Here is a 24,752-nt window from a genome sequence, read left to right on the forward strand (position 1 = left end):
GCGGGCCGGCCGCAGGCGCAGGGGCGGTGCAGGGGAGAGAAGCGATGCTGCCACCCGGTAATGTCACCGTGAAACGTTTGGACGACGGCCACACTTTTCGGGGGTGCATGTGGACGCGGTGCTCGGTGTTTCGTTGACACCGTCCACCGTCGGTCTGGTCCTGGTCGAGGGCAGCGAGGCCGACGGGGCGACCGTCGACCACGACTCCTTCGATATCCGTGGCCTTGCGCCCGCACGAACCGATGACATCTGCGCCGATGTCGTGAAGGCCGTTCGCCGTGCCGAAAGGGTTGCCGCAGAACAAGGTTTGCGGCTGACGGCGATCGGTGTCACCTGGAGTTCGGGGGCGGCCGCCGAGGCGGCGGTGTTGCTGAAGAAGTTCGCCGACGCCGGGTTCGTCCAGGTGATCCCGGTGCGGTTGCCCCAGGCGACCGATGCTCTGGCGCGACGGGTCGCCGGCATCGTCGGATTCGGCACGACGGGCGTGTGCGTTCTGGAACCCGATGTCGTACAAGCGATGACGGTCGGCGCGCACGATCCGGTGCAGACCTCGGTGAGCCGTGGCATCGAGACGGTGGCCGGCCTGACCTCCTGGTTGTCCGACACCTTCGATGCGGCCGATCCGCGTCCCGATGCGCTGGTGGTCGTGGGATCTGCCGTCGACCTGGACTCCGTGCTGCCGAAATTGGAGCAGGCACTGCGGGTACCGGTGTTCACGCCGGCCGAACCCGGACTGCCGCTGGCCAGGGGCGCCGCGCTGGCTTCGGTGCGACGGAGCCGTCCGGGAGCCGACGACAGCGTGGCACGGACCGGTTGGCGCTGGCCCGCTACACAATTGACGCCACTGGCGATATTGGTCGGCGGAGTCTTGGCCTTCGGGGTCTCGCTGGCGCTGGCCATCGGACAGCAACTGCTGCCCGGGTCAGAGCCGACCCCGCACCGAAGTACCCGCCCGGTGGTGAGTACGTCGGGTGACTCGGCCTCGGTGCAACAGCCCTCTGCAGTCCCGGCTGCGCCCGCGCCGGCGGCCGAAGTTCCGCCCGTCCTCGAACCCGTGGTCCAGGACGCCCCACCGGAGTACACCGTCGACCAAAGCGTCCCGGCCCCGCCGGAGACGGCCGTGGTGCCGGGTGAGCAGCTCGCACCTGCGGGCTCCGAACCGTTACCGGTGCCATCGGAGCTGTCACCGCCGGTGGCCGAGCAGGTGCCCGCCGTCCCGCCTGCCGACGCGGGGCAGCAGCCGCCGTCGGCAGGCCAGATGCCGCCGGGAGACCCTGCGGTGGCCCCGGCACCGTCCCCGACATCGGAGGCGCTCCCTCCGCCGCCACCTCCGGCCCCCGAGGTTGCGCCGCCGCCTCCGCAGAGTGCGCCGCAAGAGGCGGCACCGATACAGCAGACGGCTGCACAGGCTCCGGCGGCCGACCCTGCACCGCCGGCGCCCGAAGCGGTCCCAGCCGCGCCGGAACCGGTCCCGCCCGTGCCCGACCCACAGGCGCCGGTTCCCTCCGCGCCGTGATCTCTGTGACGTTGCTGAGACCGAGGTGCGGCCTCCGATCCTGCGGTGAAACGTTCTGACCCGTCGGGTCGATGTGTTCACCATGGGCAACTCTTTGCGCGACCGTCAACACCGATCTGCCGCCGTCACGCTGCGCCTGAAAGGTTCAGTTCCGGCGAGCACCTACACTGGTGTAATGCTGAGCGCCCCCTCGTCGTCATTCGGAACCGTTCGAGCGTCGGTACTGAAAGTGTTTGCGGCGATTGGTGTCGCCACCTTGGCTGCCGCGAGCACGGTCGATGTCGCATCGGCCGCGGTGCGCACGCCCGAGCCGGGCGCGACCATCGAGCCTGCCGCGGGTTCGGTGGTCGGTGTCGCCATGCCGCTCACCGTGACCTTCGACAAGCCCGTGACCGACCGCGCCGCGGCGCAGAGCAGCCTGCAGATCAGCTCACCGCACACTCCCACAGGCACATTCACCTGGCTCAGCGATGACGTGATGCAGTGGAAGCCCGATCAGTTGTGGCCGGCTCATTCGAAGATCTCCGTATCCGCCGGCGGTGCCAAGACCAGCTTCGAAACGGGGTCGGAGGTGCTCGGTGTGGCCGACATCGATGCCCACACCTTCACGGTCAGCATCGACGGCGCGGTGGCCCGCACCATGCCGGCCTCGATGGGTAAGCCCAAGCACCCGACCCCGGTCGGTACCTTCAGTGCACTGGCCAAAGAGCCCGTCGTGGTGATGGATTCGCGCACCATCGGCATTCCGCTGAGTGACCCGGAGGGGTACAAGCTCACCGTCTACGACGCGGTCCGCGTAACCTGGGGTGGTGTCTACGTGCACGGGGCACCCTGGTCGGTGGGATCACAGGGCTACGCCAACGTCAGCCACGGCTGCATCAACTTGAGTCCGGACAACGCCGACTGGTACTTCAACACGGTGCACCTGGGCGATCCTATTGTTGTGCAGTCGTAGTCGCGTGCAGGTTCTTCGACGTCAGTGAGGTGGACACCGTCGCCGGGTCGGGATGGGTCCCCAGTACCCGGTCGGCGGTTCCGGCGGTGGTGACCGTGAACCAGTAGTGCTCGTTCTTGTAGTGGTGTTGCCGATGGTTGCGCCAAACCGCACGGTATGCACGGGTTTTCGGCTTGTAGTCGCTGTGGATCAGGTAGTGGCACCACTCGTAGCACAGGCCCAGCACCGTCAGCAGCGACAGGAACGTCAGCCCCAGTCCGAGACGCGGGAACGCCAGGAGGGCGACGGCGACGGCGACGGGCAGGATCCACAGCAGAGCCCGCCACGGTATGAAGATCAGCGGGATGTCGCGTGGGTCGACGTGGTGTAGCCGGTGGTCGCGAGCCAACAGCGAATCCAGGGTGATCGGGCCGAACCTCCTTGGCCGCCAGTGCAGTACGAAGACATGGACGATCCATTCGAAGAATGGGAACAGCACCAGCATCACCGCGGGCACGAGCAGGTCGGTGGGTTGCCAGTCGCCGACCGCGCACCGCGCGGCGACGCTGATCACGAGTGCGGTGCCGATCATCCACGGCGAGGGGTGTCTGACGAATTCCCGTGCCGCGTCACCCAGCGTGAATGCGTTGCGCGTCATCGGGTTTCCTCCAGCGCCTCGAGGGCACCCATCAGCGCCTCGGTGGCCGGCTCCAGCAGGTCCTGGGCCGCGTGGCGCGCGGCTGCGGGGTCGCCCGCCTCGATGGCCTCGACGATCCGCCGGTACGCGTCGGGACGGCCGACCTCGGCGGCCATCATGGTGGCCAGCGCCGGGAGCGCGGGCTCGTAGGTCTGCCGAAGGGTGTTGTACATCAGGCGGAATGCGATCGAATCCGCACCGTCGACGATCAGATCCCAGAAGGTGAGTGCCTGGCGCTGTTGCTCGACCGGATCCGGTTCGGCCGTCAGGGCGTCGACGGTGCGGCCGAGCCGGCCGATGAGGTCTGCGGGTGCCCGCCGGGCCGCCAACTCGGCAACCTTCGGGCCGTTGTGCAGGCGGGTTTCCAGGATGCTGCGGACCACGCCGACGTCGAGTTCACCTGCGCGCAGCAACAATCGGGGGAGCAGATCGAGGCCGGCATGTTTGCGGAAGTCCCGCACCGTGGTCGAGTCGCCCTGCCGTACCTCGACCAGCCCGGCCTCGGTGAGCCGCTTGATCGCCTCACGTACGGCTGGGCGGGACACCCCGAGCACCTCGGCCAGCCGCCGTTCGCTGGGCAACGGTTCGCCCGGCTGAATCTGGCCGGTGAGCACTTCGGCGACGATTTGCTCGAAGACGTCCTCGGGTACGGATTTGCGGTTGACCGGTTGTAACGCCATACCGTCATGCTGCCCGTCCGACGGTCAGAGGTCAAGTGGTCAGACCACTCCATTCGATGTGCTGGATTCAGCGCAGTGCGGCGGCGGTCTCGGCATTCGCGGGCAGGAATGCCTCGATACTGAGCTCCGCGGCGGTCAGGTCCAGCGCGGTGCCGAAGGTCGTGACGGTGCTGAGGAAGGTCAGCACCGTGCCGTCAGGGCCGGCCAGCTCGAGAGGGACCACGACTCCGCCGAGATCGCGGACCGGTTCCATACCTCCCGGATACGACTCGACCTCGGCGAGAAGGTCTGCCAGTTCGGTCGACCCGCTCACGGTGACCTCGCGGCGCAGCCGGCTGATCAGGTGATGGCGCCACTCGGCCAGGTTCTGGATCCGCGGGGCCATGCCGTCGGGATGCAGGGTGAGCCGCAGCGCATTGGGCCGGTCCAACAGGTGCGCAGCGACCCCTTCCAGCATCACCGCGGTACCTGCGTTGGCCTGCAACAGGTTCCAGGTGCGATCGATGACCACGCAGGGAAATGGGTTGTAGGCGTCCAACACTCGGGTCACGCCGTCACGCACTGCGGTCATCTCGGGATCCTCCAGTGTCCGTTCGGCGTACACCGGTGCCAGTCCGGCCGCGAGCAACAGCTGGTTCTGGTCTCGCAGCGGGACCTCGAGGGCATCGGCGAGTCGCAGCACCATGGCCCGACTCGGCACCGAGCGTCCGGTCTCGATGAAGCTGAGATGCCGCGCCGACACATCGGCCTCGATGGCCAGGTCCAATTGACTGATCCGGCGGCGCAATCGCCAGTCGCGCATCAGTGAGCCGATCGGTGTCTGGGTTGCCGCGCTGGTCACCTTCCGAGTCTCACCCACGCGCCGCGGGATAACCACTACCTGACGGGTAATTGCGCAGATTACCCGGTCCGCGCCACCGTGGATCAGGTCCCGCAGAGGAGGCAAGGATGCGCAATTCACCCCAGTGGCCCCAGTCGATACCACGTTGGCTGCACTTCGTGATGGCGGCCGACCGGGCCGGGTCGGCCGCCTACATCGGAACCGGGTTCTTCTTCGCGCCGGTGCTCGCGCTGGTATCGCCGTGGCCCACGCTGACGACGGTGCTCTGGATTGCGATCGCACTCGCCGGACTGTGGCTCGGGCTACTCGGCATCGCGATGGCTACCGGTCTGGCGATCGTGCTGCGGTCGAATACCGAGATCCCGGAGGATTACTGGCGGTCCATCATCGACTACCCGGTTCCTGTTGAGCCGCAGCAGATTTCGCACCGGCGCCGCCGAGGTAGTCGACCTGCCAATGTTTGATGCCGTTGAGCCAGCCCGACCGGAGCCGTTCCGGCGCCGCCAATGGAGTCAGGTCGGGCATGCCATCGGCGATGGCGTTGAAGATCAGGTCGATCGTCATCCTGGCCAGGTTCGCGCCGATGCAGTAGTGCGCACCGGTGCCGCCGAATCCGACGTGCGGGTTCGGGTCCCGCAGGATATTGAAAGAGTAGGGGTGTTCAAAAACGTCCTCGTCGAAGTTCGCCGAGCGGTAGAACATCACCACCCGTTGCCCCTTGTTGATCGGCACCCCGGCCAGTTCGGTGTCTTCGAGTGCGGTGCGCTGGAATGACGTCACCGGCGTGGCCCAACGCACGATCTCGTCGGCGGCGGTGCCGGGGCGCTCCCTCTTGAACAACTCCCACTGATCGGGATGATCGGCGAACGCCATCATTCCCTGGGTGATCGAGTTGCGGGTGGTCTCGTTGCCTGCCACCGCGAGCAGGATGACGAAGAAGCCGAACTCATCGTCGGAGAGCTTGTGTCCCTCCACGTCGGCCTGCAGAAGCTTGGAGACCAGATCGTCGCCGGGGTTCTTGGTCCGCTCGGCCGCCATCTGCATCCCGTACATGATCAGCTCCACCGAGGCGCTGATCGCATCGTTGGAGGCGAACTCGGGGTCCTGATCGCCGACCATCTGATTGGACCAGTCGAACAGCTTCATCCGGTCCTCCTGCGGTACGCCCATGAGCCCGGCGATCGCCTGGAGCGGCAGTTCGCACGACACCTGCTCGACGAAGTCTCCCGAGCCCGTGGCTGCCGCGTTCGCCACGATCGTCCGGGCGCGCTCGGCGAGGTCGGCACGCAGGAGTTCCACCGCGCGGGGGGTGAAGGCGCGCGAGATGATCTTGCGCAGATGTGTGTGATGAGGGGCGTCCATGTTGAGCATCACGAACTTGCCCTGTTCGATCTGCTGCTGGACGGTGCCATCCCGGTAGCGCGGCAGGGCGGTCTTCTCCTGGCTGGAGAACACGTCACTGCGCAGGGATACCTCTTTGACGTCCTTGTGTTTGGTGACGACCCAGAACCCACCGTCGTCAAAGCCTCCCTGACCCACCGGCTGTTCGTTCCACCAGATCGGCGCGATCCTGCGCATCTCCGCGAGTTCCTCGACAGGCAGCCGTTCGGCGTAGATGTCGGGATCGGTGAAGTCGAATCCGGGCGGGAGGTTCAGAGTCGGCATGGCGTTGGCGCTCCTCGCGACGACGTTGTGTAGTGGCGTAATGCCATTGCTACACCACAGGTGGGGCCGCTCGGAGCAGGTTTCGGAAAGTCCCTCGACGTTGGGATTGGAACGTGTTCCGATTCTTGCGTTGTAACAGTTGAACGCGCGCGACGATGCACCGAGCGTTACCATCTGTCCCTGGAGCAACAGTCTGGAGGCCATCGAGAATGCGAGTCGACATCCGTAGGTTGGGGATCGTCATGACGGGCTGCGTGTCGGGCCCCGTCGTTGCGTTGGCCATGGCCGCCGCGGCGGCCGCGGAGCCGCCCAATCCGGTGGTGCCGCCCGCCCCAGCACCGGCCCCTGGTCCGGCTCTGGCAGCTGGTCCCGCGCCTGCGGTTCAGGCCGCGGCCGGAGATCCGGCGGCACCTGGCGCGGCCCCGGTGGGAACCCCCCACCTGGCGAGTCCCGACGCCCTGCCGCCCGGGGCGACGATGGATCCCACGGGACAGGGAGCCGAAACCCCCAACCTGAGCTATCTCAAGGATCTGTGGCACGCCGTGCAGAACCAGGAGATCAGCGGCAAGGAAGCACTGGTACTCGGGCTTGCGCAACGCGGTATGAACACGCCCGTTCCGAATCAGGTCCCCGGTCCGAACGTACCGACCGCGCCACAGGATCCTGCGGCGGCGGCGTTGCCCGCCGGCCCGGGCGGTCCGGTTCCTGCCGGCGCCCCGGTTGCGCAGGTAGGCCCCGGCGCGCCGGTTCCGGCAGCCGGCCCGGCCGCCCCGGTTCCACCTCCGCCCGCGCCCCTGCCCTGACGATCAGAGGACGTTGATCAGGCCGCCAGGGTCGACCGGAACCCGGTCGACCCTGGCGGGTACGTGCTTGTGCCACGGCGTCCCGGCGTATTGGTCGCGCCACTGTGACGATGTGAGCTCGTTGGGCGCCACGCCGGGCACGACTGCGCGCCCGTCGCCGTCGGTGTGATCCAGACCGAACCCGTTGGGCAGCGAGATGTGCCCGGGCAACATCGCTTCGCTGATCTCCACGGTGGCCTCCGCGCTGCCCGCCGCCGTGGTGATCCTGGCCATGTCACCGTCGAGCAGTCCGATGGCCGCGGCGTCGTCGACGCTGATCCGCAGGGCACCGTTGGTGTCTCGCTTGCGCCAGCCCGGGTCGCGGATGATGTCGTTGGCGGTGTAGGCACGCCGCTCACCGGCGGAGAGCACCATCGGGAACTCCTCGGTGGTCAGCGCCGAGGGTACGGTCGGCAGCTCCCGGACCGCGGCGAGCATCTCGGGCATGTCCAGCGCGATCTTGTGATCCGGGTGGCCGATCAGGGCGAAGTCGTCCTGGTATTCGTGGACGGTGAACGTGAGCCCGGACCGCCCGGCGAGGATGGCTTCGAACAAGGCGTTGCCGTCGGTGTGCCCGGCGCGGCGTACCGCGTCCGGGTAGGTCATCGCGGTCTTCTGGGCAAGACCCCACAGTGCTGCGGCCCCGGCCAGACCTTCCGGCAGTACCGGTCCGAGGGTCTCGTACAGCACGTACGGCAGCACCCGGCCGAGCCCGGGATTGGCGCCGACCGCGCCGAGGAACGCGACGGCGTAGGCGTCCAGCCCCTCCCTGGCGGCGCGGCGCAGTGGACCCAGCTCGGCGTCGTCGACCGCACCGATGGCCCGGACCAGGCGTGCCCAGATCTCCGGCTCGGGCAGGGTTCCGGGTAGCGGTTCGAACAACCGGTGGCGCAGATGGAAGTTGTTGTGCGGGAACTCCAGGTTGAAGAAGGTCGCCTCGGGCTTCTCGAACTGGTTGGCGGCGGGCAGCACATAGTGGGCCAGCCGGGCCGTCTCGGTCATCGCGACGTCGATGACCACCAGGAGCTCGAGGGATTCGAGTGCCGACCGCACCGCCGCCGAATCGGCGATCGAGTGGGCCGGGTTGCTGCTCTCGACGATCATGGCCCGGAACCGGTCGGGATGGTCGGTGAGGATTTCCTGGGGCACCGAGTTCGATGGGACCAGACCGGCGATCACCGGGGCGCCGGTGACCGGGCTACGGCCGACCCCACCCGAGCCGAACAGTGGCGCGAACGACGAATGCAGGTGCTGCCCACCGCGTTTGGCAAAGTTCCCGGTGAGGATCCACAGCATCTTGTTGAGGTAGGAACACAGCGTGCTGTTGGGGGCCTGCTGGATACCGAGATCCTCGAAGACCGCCACGCTGCCGGCCGCGGCGATCCGTCGCACCGCCTGGCGCAACAAGGTTTCGTCGACTCCGCACCGCGCGGCATAGTCGCTGATCGGCACCTGCCGCAGCACGTCGCGGACCGGCTCGACACCGTTGACATGTGCGGCCAGGAATTCCTCGTCGCACAGGTCTTCCTGCACCAGTACCGCGGCCATCGCAGCCAGGCACCAGGCGTCGGTGCCGGGCCGCACCCGCAGATGGAACTCGGCGAGTTTGGCGGTGTCGGTGATCACCGGGTCGATGACGATCATCGCGCGGTCGGGATCCTTGGCGATCTCGTTGAGCACCACCCGCGCCCGCGGGAAACTCTGCGACATCCAGGGGTTCTTGCCCACGAACACCGAGACCTCGGCGTGCTCGAACTCACCGCGGGTATGCCCGCCGTAGAGGTGGGCATCGACCCAGGCCTCGCCGGTTTTCTCCTGCGCCAAGGCATTTGACCGGTAGCGTGACCCGATCGCCTTGAGGAAGGCGCCGCTGTACGCGCCGCCGAGATGATTGCCCTGCCCGCCACCGCCGTAGTAGAAGATCTTGTCGCCGCCGTGGGAGTCCCTGACTGCCAGGAAGCCGGCGGCGATCTCGGAGATCGCGGTGTCCCAGTCGATCTCCTCGTAGCTGCCGTCGGGGCGACGCCGCAGCGGGGCGGTCAACCGGTTGGCGTTGCTCTGGTAGTGGTCGAGCCGCAGTGCCTTGTTGCACGTGTAGCCCTGCGACGCCGGGTGGTCCTTGTCGCCGCGGATCTTGGTGATGGCGCGGTCCTCGGTCTGCACCACGATGCCGCAGTTGCACTCACAGAGGATGCAGGCGGTGGGCTGCCACTGATCGACGGTCATGACGAAGTTCCTTCCGGCAGGAGTGCGCGAAGTTGACGGTGGATGCGGTCCAGTGGGGTGACGTCGCGGGTGGCCCGCGCCATCACCACCGCGCCTTCGATCGCGGTCAGGACCAGGGTGGCCAGTTCCTCGGCGCGCTCGGCGGGCACTCCGTCGCTCTGGAGTCGGCGGGTGATCTGCCCGGCCCAGCGCGTGAAGGCCTCCCCGGCGCGGTCGAGGGGAGCGGGCCCGTCGCCCCCGGGTTCGCCTGCCTCGACGGTCACCGCCACGATCGGGCAACCGGCCCGGAAGTCTGTGGCGGACAGCTGTTTGCGGAATCCGGCGATCATCGCGTCGAGCAGCGCTACCGCGCTGTCGGCCTTGTCGATCCGCGCCGCAACCTGATCGCTCGCGTAATCGATGGCCTCGCAGAGGAGTTGGGTGCGACCGCCGGGGAAGTAGTGGTAGGCCGACCCGCGTGGGGCGCCGCTGTGGGCCAATACGTCGGCAATCGCCGTCGGGTGCGCGCCGCGCTCCCGGATCAACAGTGCGGCCGAGGTCACCATGCGTTCACGAGGACTGGTCAACAGTCGAACCCTTCGTCAGCTATGTATGGAACCATACATAATCGATGGGCATCGGTCTACGCCCGCAGCGTTCCGCGCACCACATACCGACTTACGCGGCGGATTGCTGCCTGATAGTGACCGCAATCCGCCACGTTGATGACTCAAGCCGCGGTCACCAGCCACAGCGCGAGGAAGGTGGACATGCTCGCCAGGCACAGCAGATGGTCGCGGCAGATGGAGCGTGCCAGTCGCGTCTGCTCGGCCACGCTGCCGGTGCGCCTACCCAGAGTCACCGCGTTGGGCACGGTGCGCAGCACGGCCAGCAGCACGGGGCCGGCGGCGAGCGCCACGAAAACCGCTGTCAGCCAAGCCGGGTCGGCGCCGTCGGCAACGTGAAAGCCCAATGCCGCCAACAGGATCGCCATGACAGCGGCGATCAGCAGGCTCATCGGGCGCGAGGTGGTGGTCGCGCGGCTGTAGTAGCCGGCGATGGACGCCAGCGCGGGTTCCGGTAATTCGGCCGACCTGCGATGGGACAGCACCTGCACATCGAAGATCAGGTCCATCCACAGGACGGCGATCAGGAACCCGCTGCCGGCGGCCGCAATCACACGCCGGCGGCCTCGTTCAGTGCGTTGAGGTTGCCCGTCGCCTCCAGGTACTCCTGCACCCAGCGTTCGATCACCGCGGAGGTCTTCTCGACCTTCTTGAACTGGCCGACGACCTGGCCCACCGGATTGAACGCGACATCGACGCTCTCGTTGGGGTACTTGTGCGTCGCCGCGACGGCCATGCCCGACACCATGTACTGCAACGGCATGCCGAGCGGCTTCGGGTTGTCCGGGTTCTCCCAGGCCTCGGTCCAGTCGTTACGGAGCATGCGGGCCGGCTTGCCGGTGAACGAGCGGCTGCGGACGGTGTCCTTGCTGGTCGCCTTGGCGTATGCGGCGTGCTGCTGCTCGGTGTGCTCGCTCTCCTCGACCATCACCCACTGCGATCCGGTCCAGGCGCCCTGGGCGCCGAGCGCCAGGGCGGCGGCGATCTGCTGGCCGCTGCCGATACCGCCGGCTGCCAGCACCGGAACCGGGGCCACCTCCTTGACCACCTGGGGCCAGAGCACGATCGAACCGATCTCGCCGCTGTGACCGCCGGCCTCGCCGCCCTGGGCGATGATGATGTCGACGCCCGCGTCGGCGTGCTTGCGGGCCTGGGACGGCGAACCGCACAGCGCCGCGACCTTGCGCCCCTCGGCGTGGATGCGGTCGATCATGTCTTTGGGCGGGGTGCCCAGCGCGTTGGCGATGAGCGTCATCTTGGGGTGCTTCAGGGCGATCTCGACCTGAGGGGTCGCCGTGGCCTCGGTCCAGCCGAGCAGCTGCAGCGCGTCGTCATCGCTGTGGTCGACCGGCACGCCGTGGTCGGCGAGGATCTTCTTCGCGAAATCCAGGTGCTCCTGGGGCACCAGTGACTGCAGCATGCCCTTGAGATCGTCGGCGGACATGTCGGTGTCCATGCCCTCGTACTTGTTCGGGATCACGATGTCGACGCCGTAGGGGTGGTCACCGATGTGCTCGTCGATCCAGTTGAGCTCGATCTCGAGCTGTTCGGGACTGAATCCCACGGCGCCGAGCACGCCGAAACCGCCGGCCTTGCTGACGGCGACCACCACGTCGCGACAGTGGGTGAACGCGAAGATCGGGACGTCGATCCCGAGTTCGTCGCACAGTGCGGTGTGCATTCTGATCTCCTTCGATGGCAATGCGGTCTGGGAGTCCCGGCCGCTGCGACCCGGACAGAAGTGAAACGTGTTCTAGTTTAGTACCACCTCGGGTCGCTCTGGGGCCCGACCCGGCAGATTCACGCGAGCTCGGCGACGAACGACACTTCATTTCCGTCGGGATCCGCAACATCGATGACGGCGACAATGTCGGCAATGACCTGCGGTTCTGTGACGGCGACACCATTGTCGCCCAGCCACGCGGCGGTGGTGTCCAAATCGTCGACCCCGAATCGCACGGCCGACCGCCCGGCGCCGGTGGGATCGGTGACGACCTGTAGCCACGCGGTCGCCGTCAGCTGCCATTCCGCGACGCCTGGAACCGGTTCCAGGTCGGGTTCGCGGTCGAGGAGCCGGGTGTACCAGGCCCTCGACTCCTCGAATCGTCCGGTGGCGATGACGGCCGCGACGTCCTTGATCCCGATGCTGTCTGTGGTTGGGGTCATCTCCCATTTCTAGTCTCGACTGGCCGAGTGTCGTGGTGGCTTGGTTTAGTAGCCCCATGGGCCGCACGTTGTCGCCACCCCAGTCGCTCGAGGAGATCGGCGCCGGTCCGGGTGGGGCGCGGGTGGGCGCCTTCTTCGATCTCGACGGCACGTTGGTGGACGGTTTCACCGCGACGGCCCACGCCGGTCACCGCATCCGCCGGCGGCAGGCCGCCGTGGGCGAGATCCTCGGAATCGTCGAAGCCTCCGTGCGCTACCGGATCGGCCGGATGCCGTTCGAGCGGCTCCTGGTGCGGGCAGCCGGTTACCTGCGCGGCGACTCGCTGCTCGAACTCGACGAACTGGGGGAGTACCTCTTCGAGAACCGGATCGCTCAGCGGGTCTACCCCCACATGCGCGAGGTGGTGCGGCGGCATCAGGACCGCGGTCACACCGTCGTGTTGAGCTCCTCGGCGCTGACCATTCATGCCGAGCCGGTCGCACGGCACCTGGGGATCGGCCACGTGCTGTGCAATCACTTCGTGACCGACAGCGAGGGCAGGCTGACCGGCGGGATCGTCGAGCCCATCATCTGGGGAGCCCGCAAAGCCGATGCGGTACAGGCCTTCTCACGGACCGCGCAGGTCGACCTCGCGCACAGCTATTTCTACGCCGACGGTCCCGAGGACAGTGCACTGATGCGGTTGGTGGGTCATCCACGGCCGGTGAATCCGCGTCCGGGACTGGCCTCGGCTGCCACCGAGCAGGACTGGCCGGTGCTCACCCTGCCCCGCCCGGGCGGGCGTCGCCGGGGTGATCGCCGGCTGCGCCCGGGTGCCTAGCTCGGCCTGTGCAGGCCTTTGCCCGTGACGAGCGGCAGGTTCAGTGTGGTGCGGATGCCCGGCGCGGCGGCCACCACATCGGGGATGGCGTTGACGATGCGTCCGGCCGCCGCCACGATCGCGGCGTGGTTGTGGTCGCCCTTGCGGCTGGTGGGGCAGATGTCCACGACATATGACGGTTCGCCCGTGATCTCGACGCGGTAGGAGCCGCCGGGCTGGGCCGGTTGCGCCCAGTCCGGTCGAAGGTCCGCACGCACCCGGGTGACGTGTTCGACGACGATCACCGGCTTACCGCCGACCATGCCGTTGATCTGGAAGCGCATCGCCGCGACCGTGCCCTTGGTGATGACACCGGTCGCGACCTCGATGTCCTCGGGCGCGGGCTCCAGCTCGTAGTGCTCGGTGATGTCTTCGACTTCGACGCCCAGTCCGGCGGCGAGCATCCGGATCGCGGTCCCCCAAGCGGCGCTGAGGATTCCGGGGAGAAACAACATTCCGGGCTGGTCGATCGGATTGCCGAATCCCATGACGATCGACATTACCTCGGTGCCGTCATAGGTGGCGTAGTCGGCGATCTCCATGGTCTTGATCTGATCGATGCGCTGACATGTACCGGCGATCGCGAACGGCACCAGGTCGGTGGCGAACCCCGGGTCGACACCGGTGATAAACACGCTTGAATTGCCCGCCTGGGCAGCTTCTTCGACCCGCGCGATTGCCTTGTCCGGCATGGCGCCCCAGGGGAACTGCAGGCCGCCCGGGGCCGAGCCGACCACATTGATCCCGGCGGCCAGTGCGGCCATCACATCGCGGGTGGCTTCCACGGGGCGGGTGTCACCCATCGCGCAGTACACCAGGCAATCCGGTTTGGCGGCGATCGCGGCATCGATGCCCAGCGTGGCGGTGACCCCGGTGACGCCGTCCAGCCCGGCCAGTTCGCCGGCGTCCAGGCCGACCTTCGTCTCGGTCGAGGTGCCCACGGCGACGAGCTCGAACCGGGGGTCGTCGATGAGCTGGATCAGGGCCAACCGGCCGCAGTTTCCGGTGCCGACGATCGCCACGCGAATGGCCATACAGGTCTCCTCAGGGTGTTCGGTCTAGTCGCAGTATGCCGATCCGGCGCCAAAATTGGAACAGGTTCTAATTTCGCGCCGTAGGCGGTAGCCTCACCCGTCATGGGACGGGTAGACGGAAAAGTGGCACTCATCAGTGGCGGCGCGCGGGGGATGGGCGCAGAGCACGCCCGGGCGCTGGTCGCCGAGGGCGCCAAGGTCGTGATCGGGGACATCCTCGACGACGAGGGCAAGGCACTCGCCGCCGAACTCGGCGATTCGGTCCGCTATGTGCACCTCGATGTCACCGAGGAAGACCAGTGGAACGCCGCGGTGGAAACCGCCACCTCAGAGTTCGGCCTGCTCAATGTGCTGGTGAACAACGCCGGGATCGTCGCGCTCGGCCAGATCGGCAAATTCGACATGGCCCAGTGGCAGAAGGTCATCGACGTCAACCTGACCGGCACCTTCCTGGGCATGCAGGCCAGCGTCAAGGCGATGAAGGCCGCAGGCGGCGGCTCGATCATCAACGTCTCGTCCATCGAGGGTCTGCGCGGCGCGGCCATGGTGCACCCGTATGTCGCCTCCAAGTGGGCGGTGCGCGGTCTGACCAAGTCCGCGGCGCTGGAGCTCGGTTCCAAGCAGATCCGGGTCAACTCCATCCACCCGGGCTTCATCCGCACCCCGATGACCGAGCACTTCCCCGAGGACATGCTCAGCATTCCGCTGGGCCGGCCCGGACAGCCTGACGAGGTGTCCACCTTCGTGGTGTTCCTGGCCAGCGATGAATCCCGCTACGCCACGGGTGCCGAGTTCGTCATGGACGGCGGCATCGTCAACGACGTGCCGCACAAGCTCTGAGTCGAACCGGCCGCACGCGGCGGTACGGACCACGGCAGAATGACCCGGCAGGGCATCGACTCACCGGCACGGTGCCACACCGGTCTTTGAGGAGCTGCCCATTTCCGCCCGGAGTCGCCGCGACGGTCTGAGCCTTCGGGCCAGGGTCGTGGGGTTTGTCCTCGCCGCAGTGCTGCTGTTGTCGCTGTGCGTCGCCGATTTCCCGCCGTTCGCCAAACCCGAGCCGCCGTCCGGACGGATGGAACTGGCACAGGGCTGGCAACTGGCCTCGGCGCGCACGGTGGCCGCCGACGGCGCGGCGATGTCCACGCCCGGTGAGGTGAACGCCGACTGGCACCAGGTCAAGCAGATGCCGTCCACGGTGCTGGCCGCACTGCAGGACGACGGGACCTATCCGAACCTGTACGTGGGTGACAACCTGGCCGACGTGCCGGACGACCTGTTCCGGCAGGACTGGTGGTACCGCACGACGTTCACCGCGCCGCGGGGCAGCTCCAGTTACCGGCTCGATTTCCCCGGCATCAACTACCGCGCCGAGGTGTGGCTCAACGGCACCATGATCGCCGGCAGTTCACTGCTGGTGGGCATGCACACGATCCACGAGATCGACGCGACGCCGTGGATCAACCCGGGGGGTGTCAACACGCTGGCGGTCAAGGTGACGCCCGAGCAGGCGCTGCAGGACATCGACGGCGTCGAGCTGGCCGACAGCTGGTGGGACTGGCTCAACTGGAACCGCATCGGCTACCAGGGCCCGGACAAGAACCCGCTGCGGGGCAATTCCTATGTCGCCGACCGCAATGCGGGCATCTTCAAACCGGTTTACCTGAGTTATTCGGGCCAGGTCGTGCTCAGCGACCCGCTGGTCACCACAGAACTGCCGCTGCCGGCCACCGACTCGGCCCGGCTCACCGTCTACTCCGACATCCGCAACACCGCCGATGTCCCGATGCGCGGCGTGGTGCGGGCCCGCATCAGCAGGCCCGGGAAACCTGCCATCTCGGTGGATCAAGCCGTCAGCCTGGCGCCGGGGGAGAGCCGTGAAATCCGGTTCGACCCGGACACTTTCGCGGCCCTGCGGGTCGCCGACCCCGACCTGTGGTGGCCCTACACCATGGGCAGACCCGATCTGTACGACCTGCGGCTGGAGTTTCTGCGCTACGGCCGGGCCACCGACACGCTGGATTCCCGGTTCGGCATCCGCACCGTGGCGCAGCACCGCGACAACGACGAGCAGTTCCCCGATTTGGGCCTTGGTGGCAGTTTCTACCTGACCGTGAACGGGCGCGACTTCCTCGTCCGGGGTGCGGCCTACACGCCCGACCTGTTGTTCCAGTACGACCCGCAGCGTGAGGACGCCATCCTCGGGTACGTCCGGGATCTGGGCCTGAACATGCTGCGGCTGGAGGGAAAGTTCCCGGGCGACAACATCATCGAGCGCGCCGATGAGCTGGGCATCCCGCTGATGTACGGCTGGATGTGCTGCAACCAGTGGGAGAAGTGGTGGCAGTGGGACGACGAGGATCGGCGGGTGGCCGACGAGAGCATGCGCTCGCAGATCCTGTCCCTGCGAGGGCACGCCTCGGCTTTCCTGTGGGCCAACGGCAGCGACGGCAAGCCCCCTGCACCGGTGCTCGCGGGCTATCACGGAATCCTGCGCGATCTGCACTGGCCCAACACCGTCGTCGACACGGTGTCCTCGCTGGCCCGCGACGCCAATGGGGAGCCCGACTGGGACGGCATCCACATGGCAGGCCCGTACACCTGGCGCCCGCCGAGTTACTGGTTCAGCGGCCGGTACCAGGCCACCCGCGGCTCGAACGCCGAACAGGGCGACAACGAACACATCCCGCCGTTCGCCAGCCTGCAGAAGTTCATCCCGCCGGACAAACTCTGGCCGATCAACGAGGCCTGGTATTTCCACGCCGGCGCCAACCCCAGCAACGCCGCCCTGGAGAGCATCCGAACCGCGGTGGTCCAGCGCTACGGATCCTCGCGCGGCGCAGAGGAATTCGCCCGCAAGGCGCAACTGGCCCATTACGAGTCGACGCGCGCGCAGTTCGAGGCGTTCGCGGCGGGCGGGTGGGACAACCACAAGATGACCATCTACTGGATGCTCAACAATCACTGGCCGTCGTTCTTCGGGCATCTCTTCGACTACTACCTGCGGCCCGGCGGCGCGTATTACGGGGCGAAGAAGGGTCTGCGTCCGCTGTCGGTGGTGTTCGACTCCTACGCCACCGGCGATCACGACACCGCCCACGTGTCGGTGGTGAACCAGTCCCCGCAGGAGCGGACGGGCCTGCGGGTGCGGGTGCGGACCTACGACCTGACCGGCCGGATACGCGACGACCGGAGTTCCGACGTGCCGGCCGTGCCGTCGAACGGAGTCGTCCCCGGGTTGTCGCTGCCCCGGCTTGCCGACGACTCGCCGGTGGTGTTCGTGCGCTGTGAGTTGCTCGACGAGAACGGCGAGGTCGTCGCCGACAACACCTACTGGCAGTCCCGACAACTCGACGATGTCGGCCCCCCGGTCAATGACCAGGCGTTCGACCTCGTACAGAGCAGCTTCGCCGACATGACCCCGCTCAACACGATGGCACCCGCGCCGCTGCAGGTGAGCGCGCACCGGACCGAGTCCGCCGACGGCGGCGCCACGGTGGCGATCCGGTTGCACAATCCCGGCCGCCAGATCGCCTTCTTCGAACGGGCAGAGATCACCACGACCCGTGATGGTGACGAGATCCTGCCCATCGAGTACTCCGACAACTACGTCACGGTGTATCCGGGGGAGACGGTGGAGCTGACCGGCACGGTGACCGGATCGGAGCCCGCGGCCAACTGGGTCAGGGTCGGCGGCTACAACAGCGCACCGACGGTGGTACCGATCGACCAGCGGGCACGACGATAGGATCGGCGCATGACCACAACCGATGAGCGCCATGAGGTCGGCCAGCTGGCCGAGAGCGGCGGATGGCTGCACCGTGACCTCGACCGGGTGGACGTCTACCAGCGCGGTGCGAACCGGATCAGGGTGGTGTGGCAGGGGCCGACCACGATCAGCGGGGCGACGCTGTACCAGGACGACATCATGACCACCTACACCCGTGAACTGGCGACCTTGAACACGTGGCTCAAGCGCTGACCTGCTAGCGCGCCGGCCGAAATTCGGTCGCGTCCGTACGTGCCGGTGTGGCACCGTCGGGTTCTGTGATCGACAACGTGGCCTCCCCGGAAACAACTCTCACTCTGCACAGCGTCACTGACGCCGACTGGGCGGGCATGGCCCTGCTCGGCAACACCGCATTCGGTGAGGTGATGCACCCGGATTCCCTGGCGGCGTGGCAGCAGATGGTGCCCGCCGACGGCGGCGTGGTGGTGCGTGACGGCGGCGTCGACGGCGACATCGTCGGACAGGCGAACTACTTCGATCTCACCCTCACGGTTCCGGGTGGCGCGGCGCTGCCCGCGGCGGGTCTGAGCTATGTGGCCGTCGCTCCCACCCATCGCCGTCGCGGGATCCTGCGCTCGATGTACACCGAGTTGCACCAACGGATCGCCGAGGCCGGCCACCCGATCGCCGCCCTCACGGCGAGCGAAGGCGGGATCTACGGCCGATTCGGCTACGGCCCGGCCACCACGGTGCACCTGATGACCATCGACCGCAGGTTCGCCCGGTTCCACGCGTCGGTCCCCGACCCTGGCGGGGTGCGCCTGGTCAAACCTGCCGACCATCGCGACACGTTCGCCGAGATCTACGACCGCTGGCGACAGCGGACTCCGGGCGGGCTGGTGTGCCCGACCGCGCTGTGGGACGACGTCCTGGCAGACCGGGCGAACGCCCGCGACGGCGGTTCGGAACTGTTCGCGTTCCTGCACCCGGACGGCTACGCGCTGTACCGCGTGCACGGCGAGGAATCCAGATCGCTCCGGGTCCGCGAGGTGACCGCCGTGACCACCGATGCCTACATCGCGCTGTGGCGGGCACTGCTGGGGATGGACCTGATGGAGAAGGTGAGTATCTGGACGCATCCCGGTGACGTGCTGCCCCATCTGCTGACCAATCCGCGGCTGGCCCGGGTGACCTCGAGCAGCGACGATCTGTGGATCCGGATCATGAACGTCCCGGTTGCACTCGAGGCCCGACGATATGAGGGCGACCTGGACACCGTGCTGGACGTCACCGACGGTTTCCGCGCCGACGGCGGACGATTCGCCCTGCAGATTCGTGATGGCCGGGCCCGGTGCACGCCCACCGACGCACCGGCTGACATCGAGTTGGGGCTCGACGTGCTCGGCAGTCTCTACCTCGGTGACCACCGTCCCGAGGCCTTCGTCACCGCAAACCGGTTGCGCAGCAAGGATCCCGCCGTGGTGCAGAAGCTCGGTGCTGCCTTCGCCTGCCAGGTTCCGGCCGAGCTCGGCTACAGCTTCTAGGCCGGGGCGCGGGCCTGCTGCGTAGTGTTCATCTGGTGAGCGCACGTGCAGGCATCGTCGTTACCGGGACAGAAGTACTCACCGGAAGGGTCCAGGACCGCAACGGTCCATGGCTGGCCGACCAGCTCCTCGAACTCGGAGTGGAACTCGCCCACATCACCATCTGCGGCGACCGTCCCCGTGACATCGAGGCGCAGTTGCGGTTCCTGGCCTCCGAAGGCGTGGACCTGATCGTGACGAGCGGTGGGCTCGGGCCGACCGCAGACGATCTGACCGTGGCGACGGTAGCCGGGTTCTGCGGTCGTGAACTCGTGCTCGACGAGGCCATGGAGGAGCGCATCGCGGCCATCCTGCGCAAGCTGATCGGCGACCGCCCCGGTGTCGATTTCGATGCGGTGCGCGCGGCCAACCGCAAGCAGGCCATGGTTCCCGTCGGTGCGGAGGTCTTGGCGCCCGTCGGTACCGCGCCGGGCGTGGTCGTCGCAGGCAGCCCGACAGTCGTCGTGCTGCCGGGCCCGCCCCGGGAGTTGCAGCCGATGTGGCACACTGCCGTCGCGACCGAGGCTGTGCAACAGGCGATTTCGGGTCGGACGAAGTACCGGCAGGAAATGGTGCGGATGTTCGGCCTGGCCGAGTCCGGTCTGGCCGAGACCTTGCGTGAGGCCGAGGGTGCCATCGCCGGTTTCGACGCACTGGAGATCACCACGTGCCTGCGCCGCGGCGAACTCGAGATCGTCACCCGATATGAGCCCGATGCTGCCGGTGCCTACCAGGATCTGCTGACCCTGCTGCGCGACCGGCACGGCGCCGCGCTGTACTCCGAGGACGGCGCCACCGTGGACGAGCAGGTGGCCGCCCTGCTGGCCGGGCGCCGGATCGCCACGGCGGAGTCCTGCACCGCCGGGCTGCTGGCCGCCCGGTTGGCCGACATCCCCGGCTGCTCGGACTACTTCCTGGGTGGGGTGGTCAGCTACTCGAACGAGGCCAAGGCCGAACTGCTGAACGTTGATCCGGTTCTCATCGCCGAGTACGGCGCGGTGTCCGAACCGGTGGTCGAATCGATGGTCACCGGCGCGTTGCACCATTTCGGGGCCGATACCGCGGTGGCCATCAGCGGGATCGCCGGGCCGGACGGCGGTACTCCGGAAAAGCCGGTCGGCACCGTGTGTTTCGCGGTCCGGGCCGGATCGGCCGCGATCACCCGCACGCTTCGCCTTCCGGGTAACCGATCCGATATCCGCGAAAGGGCCACGACGGTGGCGATGCACCTGCTGCGCCGGGCACTCACGGACGGTGGGGACTGACCCACGCGTCGTCAGCCCAACGGCGCCACGACGGCCTCTGCGGGAGCCGGCCGCCGGGTGCGGCCGCGCCGGGACGCACCGGCAGCCACCCGCCGCACGATGGCCGGATGCATCAGGCGGCTCGGCGGATCGACCAGATTCATCACCCGGAAGAACGTCTCGGTGACCACCGGATCGTTCTCGGCGGCCGTGAGCACCCGCTCGGTGTACCAGTTGGACAGCCGTACGGAGACCGGTCGTGGCCCGGGAATCTGCGGCAGCGCGAGATCGGCGCCGCAGGCCATCTGCCAGGCCGTGTTGACACAGCCGGCGGCGGCCCGCAGGAATCTGCGGCCGAGATCGTCGGCTCCCCGGGTCAGGCAGTCGCGCAGTGCGAGCGCCTCGAGTGCGGCCACCGACATGCCTTGTCCGTACACCGGATTGAAGCTGCAGATCGCGTCACCGAAGACCAGCAGACCTTCGGGGAAGCGGGGCATGCGCTCGTACCGCCTGCGCACGCTCGCCGGGTAGCGGAACGTGGCCACCGCTCCCAGTGGTTGGGCGGTGCGCAAGGCTGCCACCGTCTCGGCGGGGAACAGATCCTCGATGAAGGCGATCATGCCGTCCAGGTCCGCCGGTGGCTCCTGGCCGTTCATCCCCGCGGTGGTGAGCAACCAGGTGTCGTCTTCGTACGCGAACAGTGAACCACCGCATGGTCTTTCGGGAACAGCCCCGACGAGCGTGAGCCGATCGTTGGGAGCGCCACCCGGGAAGCGCATCAGTTGGCTGGAATAGGCCACCTGCACCGCGATCCGGTCCTCGTCCGGCCGTCCGAATCCGGCACTCTCCAGGAAAGCCGGTGTCCGTCCGGCCCGGCCCATGGCGTCGACGATCAGGTCGGCGGAAATCGCGTGTCCGGCAGCGCCGCCCCGGGCGGCCACCAGAACCCCCGTGACGCGCCGGGCGTCGTTCATCAGCAACTCGACCGCATCGTGCCCGTCGAGGATGTCGATGTTGGCGATCGCGCGCACCCGGTCGCGGACATGTGCCTCCAGAAACGGTCTGCTGGCCAGGTAGGACTCGATCGGTTTGGATGGTTGTCCGTTGAGGTTGAGCCGGTGGCCGCCGAATGTCAGCGACACGAGGGACAGCTTCGCCGCGTCGAGCACTGTCGCACCGTCGGCGGCAAGCTCCTCGGGGAGCCCGGGAAACAGTTCGGCCAGCGCCTGCAGTCCGCCGCTGAGCAGTCCATGGGCGTGCCGGCCCTGTGGGACACCGCGCCGCTGGACCGGGCCGTCCGGCAGGACATCGCGCTCCACGAGCGTGACGTTGGCGAAGAAATCGGCCAGCGCCCGGGCGGCAAGCAGCCCGCCCATGCTCGCGCCCAGCACCACCGCGTGTTTGCCGATCATTGCCATTGCCGACCTCCGGAGCTGCTGGCACATCGCCAGTTGTTCGAAGTATCGGAGCAGGCCGTAGCCGGGCCTAGAGTAGTGCGCTACTCGAAGATCACCTGGTCACCGGTATCGACCGCAACGCCTCGTCGACGCATGCCTGCCAGGTGCCCTCATCGAGGACGGTGACCGCCCGCGCCCCGAACGCACTGGAGATGACCACATCCGGCTGTAGACCCGCCAACACGTGCAGGCTGTGGGCCATCGCCGTGGCGTCACCGATGCCGGGGATCACGAATGTCGACCATCGACCGTCGGCAGCGACGAACATGGTGTCCCCGGTGAACAGATAGCGGCCCTGGGCGCCATGTACGAGATAGCTCGTGCTGCCCGGAGTGTGGCCGGGGGTGGGGATCACCTCGACGCCATGGTCATCGACGTGCCGGGAGGACAGCGGTACGTCGATCGGGCTGTGTCGCTCGATCGTCTCGCGCTCGGCGGCGGGCGCATGCAACCGGGAACCGAACCGCTCGGCGATGCGGGCCAGCATCGGGCCTGCCTCGTCCTGGTGGGACAGATAGTGGTCGTCGACGCCGCCGAGGGAATCCAGCGTGGCGAAATCCGCTTCGCCGGCAGGGCAGTAGAACAGGGCATTGCGCCCGTCCGGCGTCCACAGGTAGGCGTGCGTGGTCAAACCCGGAAACGGTGTGTCGGTTCGGGTTTCCCACAGGTCGGTCCGGATCCGGTTCATCGAGGTTGCCATGACGCCAGCCTCGACCCTCAACAATGGTTGAGGTCAAGCCCCGGATGGGCTCAGTCGGAGCTCGCGTCGTCCCAGGTCGTGATCATGGTGCCCATGATCTCCTCGGCGCAGCCCAGCCCACCGAGGTGACTTTCGTAGGGCAGCTCGGTCATCACGGCGTCGGGCAGCCGGGAGACCACATGCTGACCGTGGGCGAACGGCACGATGTGGTCATGGTCGCCGTGCCACCAGCGCACCGGAACCTTGACCTCGTCGAGCCTGAAGCCCCAGTCACGCTCGAAGACCACGATGTCGTAGAACGGGGCGGCAAGTTGCTTGCGGCTGCCGTTGAGCAGGTCGTCGAGGAACATCGCCTTGAACTCGGGCCTGCCCAGCATGCGCCGGTCACCCTCGGGGGAGATCCGCGCGTAGATCTCCAGGGCCGGGGAGGCGACCGGGCGGATCAGCCGGATCAGTCCGGAGGCGGCCAACCGGATCGGTGCACCGGCCACCTCGAGGATCGGTGCGACCACCGCACCGAGCTGCATCAGCGGACTGCTGATCGCGTCGGGACCGACCATGGGGGCCACACCGCCGAGCACCCCGGCCGCCACCACCCGGTCGGGCATGGCGGCCGCGGTGGCCAGCGTGTAGGGGCCGCCGCCGGACAAACCGATGACAGCCATCTTGTCGATGCCCAGGGTGTCGGCGATGGTGCGCAGATCCTCACCGAAATCCAGCACCCGGTCGTACTGGTGCGGCGTGGAGGAACCGATGCCGGGCCGGTCCACCCCGATCAACCGGATGTGGTTGCGCTCGGCGTAGATCCGGGCCTCGGTCGGGATCTGCCTGCGGGCGCCCGGGGTGCCGTGCAGCCAGAAGACCGCACGGCCCTGCGGGTCGCCGAATTCGGCGAAGCCGAGCTGACGGCCGTCGCCGACAGCGACATTGCCCTCCAGTTTGGGGCGATCGATCGGGATGACCATCTGTGTGCCTCGCCGGGTTCCGCGTCTAGCCCGCGACGGACGCGTCGAAGATCGACTGGATGGACTTGTCCAACGTGGCGTTGAACTCGTCGTCGCTCTGCTGAGCCGACAGACCCTCGGTGAGCGCGCGGCTGAAGCTGGCGATCACGCCGGTGTTCTCGGACAGCAGCTTGTTGGCCTCGTCGCGCGAGTAGCCACCGGACAGCGCCACGACCCGCATCACCTTCGGATGTTCGACCAGCGACTGGTAGTGGTTGGCCTGAGTCGGCAGGGTCAGCTTGAGCATGACCTTCTGGTCGGCCGGCAGCGCGTCGAGGTTCTTGGTGATCTCGTCGCGGAGCAGGTCCTCGGCCTCGGCCTTGTCGGAGATCGAGATGGTGACCTCGGGCTCGATGATCGGGATCAGACCGTGCGACAGCACCTGCTTGGCCACCTCGAACTGCTGGGCGACCACGGCGGCGATGCCCTCGGCGTTGGCCGCGCCGATCACCGAACGCTCCTTGGTGCCGAAGATGCCGCCCTTCGCCGCGCGGGCGAGCAGATCGTCAAGGCCCGGCATCGGCTTCATCACCTGCACGCCGTTCTCGACATCGGCCAGGCCCTTGTCGATCTTGAGCAGCGGCACCACGCCCTTGTCCTCCCAGAGGTAGGTGGCGGTGGGCTTGCCCTCGATGGAGCGGTCCATGGTCTGCTCGAACAGGATCGCGGCCAGCACGCGGTCACCGTTGAACACCGGGGAGGTGATGATGCGCGAGCGCATCTGGTGGATCAGGTCGAACATCTCCTCTTCGGAGGAGTAGGCGCTCTCCTCGACCCCGTAGAGACGCAGCGCCTTGGGGGTGGACCCACCACTCTGGTCGAGCGCGGCGATGAAGCCCTTGCCCGTGGTCATCTTGTCGGCCTGCTGCTGGTTCACCATGAGGTTGTCTACTCCTTTGAAGACGGCGTCCTGCTGTTGTTCTGCTGCTGAGGCGCACACCACAGTGGCGCACAGTTCGACTCAG

Annotated in this window: 24 protein-coding genes; 10 read left to right on the top strand and 14 right to left on the bottom strand. The window is 67.5% G+C overall.

The genetic code is table 11. The features are described from left to right. Window positions 1–103: 103 nt before the first annotated feature. On the top strand, window positions 104–1,516 hold the full coding sequence (locus ACNQR1_RS20115) for a hypothetical protein (protein ID WP_418047601.1): 1,413 nt from the start codon (window positions 104–106) through the stop codon (window positions 1,514–1,516). Between the two features lie 175 nt (window positions 1,517–1,691). Then, window positions 1,692–2,471, top strand: a complete 780-nt coding sequence (locus ACNQR1_RS20120; RefSeq protein ID WP_418047602.1) for a L,D-transpeptidase — start codon at window positions 1,692–1,694, stop codon at window positions 2,469–2,471. Here ACNQR1_RS20120 and ACNQR1_RS20125 read toward each other — a convergent pair. The 3 genes from ACNQR1_RS20125 to ACNQR1_RS20135 all read right to left on the bottom strand — a co-directional run bounded on the left by ACNQR1_RS20125 (window position 2,452) and on the right by ACNQR1_RS20135 (window position 4,629). Beyond that, complete coding sequence (locus ACNQR1_RS20125) at window positions 2,452–3,108, bottom strand: sterol desaturase family protein (RefSeq protein WP_418047603.1); 657 nt, start codon at window positions 3,106–3,108, stop codon at window positions 2,452–2,454. The genes ACNQR1_RS20120 and ACNQR1_RS20125 overlap by 20 nt on opposite strands. Continuing rightward, entirely contained in the window at window positions 3,105–3,827 is a 723-nt protein-coding gene (locus ACNQR1_RS20130) for a FadR/GntR family transcriptional regulator (RefSeq protein WP_418047604.1), read from the bottom strand. The genes ACNQR1_RS20125 and ACNQR1_RS20130 overlap by 4 nt, the downstream gene beginning before the upstream one ends. 67 nt (window positions 3,828–3,894) lie before the next feature. Further along, window positions 3,895–4,629: a helix-turn-helix domain-containing protein gene (locus tag ACNQR1_RS20135; protein ID WP_418050425.1), complete on the bottom strand. Its 735-nt coding sequence runs from the start codon at window positions 4,627–4,629 to the stop codon at window positions 3,895–3,897. 146 nt (window positions 4,630–4,775) lie between these two features. On the opposite strand from ACNQR1_RS20135, the gene ACNQR1_RS20140 reads away from it, so the two are divergent. Next, window positions 4,776–5,132 (top strand): hypothetical protein, encoded by a 357-nt coding sequence (locus tag ACNQR1_RS20140; protein WP_418047605.1) that lies wholly within the window; start codon window positions 4,776–4,778, stop codon window positions 5,130–5,132. Here ACNQR1_RS20140 and ACNQR1_RS20145 read toward each other — a convergent pair. Further along, window positions 5,053–6,333, bottom strand: a complete 1,281-nt coding sequence (locus ACNQR1_RS20145) for a cytochrome P450 (RefSeq protein WP_418047606.1) — start codon at window positions 6,331–6,333, stop codon at window positions 5,053–5,055. The genes ACNQR1_RS20140 and ACNQR1_RS20145 overlap by 80 nt on opposite strands. 242 nt (window positions 6,334–6,575) lie before the next feature. Here ACNQR1_RS20145 and ACNQR1_RS20150 point away from each other — a divergent pair, with 242 nt between their 5' ends. Continuing rightward, window positions 6,576–7,136 carry a hypothetical protein gene (locus tag ACNQR1_RS20150; RefSeq protein ID WP_418047607.1) on the top strand — a complete coding sequence of 187 codons (561 nt, stop codon included), beginning with the start codon at window positions 6,576–6,578 and terminating at the stop codon, window positions 7,134–7,136. Window positions 7,137–7,139: 3 nt separating this feature from the next. On the opposite strand, the gene ACNQR1_RS20155 is transcribed toward ACNQR1_RS20150, so the two are convergent. The 5 genes from ACNQR1_RS20155 to ACNQR1_RS20175 all read right to left on the bottom strand — a co-directional run bounded on the left by ACNQR1_RS20155 (window position 7,140) and on the right by ACNQR1_RS20175 (window position 12,172). Beyond that, window positions 7,140–9,401, bottom strand: coding sequence for a molybdopterin-dependent oxidoreductase (locus ACNQR1_RS20155; RefSeq protein ID WP_418047608.1), 2,262 nt, complete (start codon window positions 9,399–9,401; stop codon window positions 7,140–7,142). Next, window positions 9,398–9,967 (bottom strand): TetR/AcrR family transcriptional regulator, encoded by a 570-nt coding sequence (locus tag ACNQR1_RS20160; RefSeq protein WP_418047609.1) that lies wholly within the window; start codon window positions 9,965–9,967, stop codon window positions 9,398–9,400. The genes ACNQR1_RS20155 and ACNQR1_RS20160 overlap by 4 nt, the downstream gene beginning before the upstream one ends. Before the next feature lie 143 nt (window positions 9,968–10,110). Next, on the bottom strand, window positions 10,111–10,515 hold the full coding sequence (locus ACNQR1_RS20165; protein WP_418050426.1) for a hypothetical protein: 405 nt from the start codon (window positions 10,513–10,515) through the stop codon (window positions 10,111–10,113). Between the two features lie 41 nt (window positions 10,516–10,556). Then, window positions 10,557–11,687: a nitronate monooxygenase gene (locus ACNQR1_RS20170; RefSeq protein ID WP_418047610.1), complete on the bottom strand. Its 1,131-nt coding sequence runs from the start codon at window positions 11,685–11,687 to the stop codon at window positions 10,557–10,559. 119 nt (window positions 11,688–11,806) lie between these two features. Then, complete coding sequence (locus ACNQR1_RS20175) at window positions 11,807–12,172, bottom strand: VOC family protein (RefSeq protein WP_418047611.1); 366 nt, start codon at window positions 12,170–12,172, stop codon at window positions 11,807–11,809. Between the two features lie 56 nt (window positions 12,173–12,228). On the opposite strand from ACNQR1_RS20175, the gene ACNQR1_RS20180 reads away from it, so the two are divergent. Continuing rightward, on the top strand, window positions 12,229–12,993 hold the full coding sequence (locus ACNQR1_RS20180; protein WP_418047612.1) for an HAD family hydrolase: 765 nt from the start codon (window positions 12,229–12,231) through the stop codon (window positions 12,991–12,993). On the opposite strand, the gene ACNQR1_RS20185 is transcribed toward ACNQR1_RS20180, so the two are convergent. After that, window positions 12,990–14,066, bottom strand: coding sequence for a diacylglycerol kinase (locus tag ACNQR1_RS20185; protein WP_418047613.1), 1,077 nt, complete (start codon window positions 14,064–14,066; stop codon window positions 12,990–12,992). The two genes, ACNQR1_RS20180 and ACNQR1_RS20185, sit on opposite strands and share 4 nt — an antisense overlap. Window positions 14,067–14,168: 102 nt before the next feature. Here ACNQR1_RS20185 and ACNQR1_RS20190 point away from each other — a divergent pair, with 102 nt between their 5' ends. The 5 genes from ACNQR1_RS20190 to ACNQR1_RS20210 all read left to right on the top strand — a co-directional run bounded on the left by ACNQR1_RS20190 (window position 14,169) and on the right by ACNQR1_RS20210 (window position 20,647). Continuing rightward, window positions 14,169–14,906, top strand: coding sequence for a glucose 1-dehydrogenase (locus ACNQR1_RS20190; RefSeq protein WP_418047614.1), 738 nt, complete (start codon window positions 14,169–14,171; stop codon window positions 14,904–14,906). 184 nt (window positions 14,907–15,090) lie between these two features. Further along, the gene (locus ACNQR1_RS20195; protein ID WP_418050427.1) at window positions 15,091–17,817 is read left to right on the top strand and encodes a glycosyl hydrolase 2 galactose-binding domain-containing protein; all 2,727 of its coding nucleotides are present in this window, start codon (window positions 15,091–15,093) and stop codon (window positions 17,815–17,817) included. A gap of 9 nt (window positions 17,818–17,826) precedes the next feature. After that, a complete protein-coding gene (locus tag ACNQR1_RS20200) occupies window positions 17,827–18,051 on the top strand; it encodes a hypothetical protein (RefSeq protein ID WP_418047615.1) in 225 nt (74 codons plus the stop codon). A gap of 65 nt (window positions 18,052–18,116) precedes the next feature. Continuing rightward, on the top strand, window positions 18,117–19,343 hold the full coding sequence (locus tag ACNQR1_RS20205) for an enhanced intracellular survival protein Eis (protein ID WP_418047616.1): 1,227 nt from the start codon (window positions 18,117–18,119) through the stop codon (window positions 19,341–19,343). A gap of 35 nt (window positions 19,344–19,378) precedes the next feature. Then, complete coding sequence (locus ACNQR1_RS20210) at window positions 19,379–20,647, top strand: competence/damage-inducible protein A (protein ID WP_418047617.1); 1,269 nt, start codon at window positions 19,379–19,381, stop codon at window positions 20,645–20,647. A gap of 11 nt (window positions 20,648–20,658) precedes the next feature. Here the strand turns inward: ACNQR1_RS20210 and ACNQR1_RS20215 are convergent, their stop codons facing one another. The 4 genes from ACNQR1_RS20215 to ACNQR1_RS20230 form a co-directional block, all read right to left on the bottom strand. Further along, the gene (locus ACNQR1_RS20215) at window positions 20,659–22,038 is read right to left on the bottom strand and encodes an FAD-dependent oxidoreductase (protein ID WP_418047618.1); all 1,380 of its coding nucleotides are present in this window, start codon (window positions 22,036–22,038) and stop codon (window positions 20,659–20,661) included. A 97-nt stretch (window positions 22,039–22,135) separates the two neighbouring features. Continuing rightward, window positions 22,136–22,783 carry an MBL fold metallo-hydrolase gene (locus ACNQR1_RS20220; protein ID WP_418047619.1) on the bottom strand — a complete coding sequence of 216 codons (648 nt, stop codon included), beginning with the start codon at window positions 22,781–22,783 and terminating at the stop codon, window positions 22,136–22,138. A gap of 50 nt (window positions 22,784–22,833) precedes the next feature. Further along, window positions 22,834–23,748, bottom strand: coding sequence for an alpha/beta fold hydrolase (locus tag ACNQR1_RS20225; protein ID WP_418047620.1), 915 nt, complete (start codon window positions 23,746–23,748; stop codon window positions 22,834–22,836). Between the two features lie 25 nt (window positions 23,749–23,773). Then, the gene (locus tag ACNQR1_RS20230) at window positions 23,774–24,667 is read right to left on the bottom strand and encodes a fructose bisphosphate aldolase (protein WP_418047621.1); all 894 of its coding nucleotides are present in this window, start codon (window positions 24,665–24,667) and stop codon (window positions 23,774–23,776) included. Window positions 24,668–24,752 lie beyond the last annotated feature (85 nt).

The sequence above is a fragment of the Mycobacterium sp. 48b genome (assembly GCF_048282725.1).
Taxonomy (GTDB): domain Bacteria; phylum Actinomycetota; class Actinomycetes; order Mycobacteriales; family Mycobacteriaceae; genus Mycobacterium.